The following is a 2,230-nucleotide window of genomic DNA, read 5'->3' as shown; positions in this document are numbered from 1 at the left end:
TCAAGGCGAATAGTACTGGAACTACAAAAAGGATCACACCGTATCCCGGTGTATTGACAGCGACTTGTGGCTATGCTATGATAAGCCAAAATTACAGGTGCACACCTCATCTCTCCTGGAGGTGAGGTAGAGGTTGCGGTGAACATAAGTAGTTTGGCCAAGCAGGGCAGCTATGAGGCCGATCGAAAGGGAACACCGCCGAAGTGAAAGGTGCGCTCCGTGCCTTTCGCTGGGCCTGGGCCGAATAGGTTCAGGACTGTCACTGGTCGGACCGTGGCCGGCCAGTGGAGCGCTATCTCACGGAAAGGAGGATGTTTTGGGATGAGAATATCTCAATGGGCTAAAATTTGCTTCCTTATTCATTGATGGCATCCCGCAGGGGATACATTAGACAAGGAGGCAATTTATTTTATGAACTTCTTTAGAGGTACAGTAACCATCAATAGCAGTAACCAACTGGAAATCGGGGCTGCAAGTGTCCCAGAGTTGGTGGCTCGTTTTGGTACCCCCCTTTATGTCATGGATGAAACACTGATCCGGCACAATTGCCACAATTGGCGGCAAGCCGTAGATAATTATGGTACAGTAGCTTATGCGGCTAAAGCATTTTGCACCATGGCCATGTGTCGCTTAGTTGATCAGGAGGAACTGTCACTGGACGTGGTGTCCGGCGGTGAACTCTCCACTGCGTTGGCAGCCGCTTTTCCGGCAGACCGCATCTACTTTAACGGCAACAATAAGAGCAAAGAAGAATTGGAGCTGGCCGTTCAGGCCAAAGTGGGTCGAATTATTGTTGATAATTTCTACGAGCTAGAACTACTGGATCAAATTGCTGCTCGCTTAAGGCGGTCGGTGGACGTTCTGTTGCGTGTTTGCCCAGGTATCGAAGCTCACACCCACGAGTACGTCCAGACTGGTCAGCTCGATTCGAAATTCGGCTTTACCTTGGAAAACGGACAGGCCATGACAGCCGTACAGACTGCTGTGGCCAAACGTCACCTGCGTTTGCGCGGTCTGCAATGTCACATCGGGTCTCAGATTTTTGCCCTGGACGGTTATGCTGCCGCCGGTACAGCTATGGTTGCCTTCATAAATGCAATTAAAAGGCACACTGGGGTTGTTCTGGCGGAACTGGATATGGGTGGTGGCTTAGGTATCAGTTATTTACCTGACGATGCTCCGGCTGAAGTTAGAGACTTGGTTTGTACTGTTGTTCAGGCCGTGCAATCAGCTTGCTTAGCCCACAATTTCCCGCTACCCAAACTGGTGTTTGAACCGGGCCGCTCCATTGTGGGACCGGCTGGTTGGGCCATCTACCGCGTAGGGGCTCGAAAAGAGATTCCCGGCGTTCGTACCTATATCGCCGTGGACGGCGGAATGAGCGATAACCCCCGGCCAGCTTTATACGGGTCGCGCTACTTTGCGCTCGTGGCAAACAGAGCCAATGCACCGGCCGAAGAAACTGTCACCATTGCCGGTAAATGCTGTGAATCGGGTGATATCTTAATCAAGGATATCGCATTGCCTCGGCTCGAACCAGGAGACATCTTGGCCATGCCCAGCACCGGTGCCTATCAATACTCCATGGCCAGCAATTATAATCGCTTGAGCCGGCCGGCGGTTATTTTTGTCCGCGACGGCGAAGCCTACGTAGTAGTAAAGCGAGAGTCCATCTCTGACCTCTTGCGCAATGACATTATACCCAGTGCTTGGGAAACTCAAGACCAACCTTTACGCGCAGCCCGCTAGCGCCTGGTTGCCGATTTTTGCCAATTTACGGTTTCTTGACAAAGCCAAATGGGCATGATAGCATTAGTGTTCCGAAAGAGACTAATTAAGTTAATACGTGCGTAAGCTAGGTGACCGCGGGCACAGGGCCGCAAGGCCGTGTTCGAGGAAAGTCCGGGCTCCACAGGGCAAGGTGCTGGCTAACGGCCAGTGGGGGCAACCCTAAGGAAAGTGCCACAGAAATGAAGACCGCCACCGAAAGGTGGCAAGGGTGCAACGGTGAGGTAAGAGCTCACCAGCGGTTAGGTGACTAACCGGCTAGGTAAACCCCACCTGGAGCAAGACCTGGTAGGAGGAGAATGATGCGGCTCGCAGACTCCTCGGGTAGGTCGCACGAGACGCCGGGCAACCGGCGCCCCAGACAGATGGTCACCCACGACAGAACCCGGCTTACAGGCTTGCGCACTAAAAAGACGGCAACTGCCGTCTTTTTTATTTGCTG

At 52.7% G+C, this 2,230-nt stretch carries 1 protein-coding gene and 1 other RNA gene; both read left to right on the top strand.

All coding sequences use genetic code 11. The features are described 5' to 3' along the window. Positions 1-411 precede the first annotated feature (411 nt). Positions 412-1,749 carry a diaminopimelate decarboxylase gene (gene lysA / locus GX016_07275; protein ID HHT71359.1) on the top strand — a complete coding sequence of 446 codons (1,338 nt, stop codon included), beginning with the start codon at positions 412-414 and terminating at the stop codon, positions 1,747-1,749. A gap of 98 nt (positions 1,750-1,847) precedes the next feature. Continuing rightward, positions 1,848-2,197, top strand: an RNA gene (gene rnpB / locus GX016_07270) — RNase P RNA component class A. Positions 2,198-2,230 lie beyond the last annotated feature (33 nt).

This window comes from Bacillota bacterium (genome assembly GCA_012837285.1).
GTDB lineage: Bacteria > Bacillota > DTU030 > DUMP01 > DUMP01 > DUNI01.
This window is presented reverse-complemented; position numbering and strand designations above follow the sequence as displayed.

Bases quoted from the DNA above. Each gene is read 5' to 3' on its own strand.
- lysA (HHT71359.1), top strand. From the start codon at position 412: ATGAACTTCTTTAGAGGTACAGTAACCATCAATAGCAGTAACCAACTG.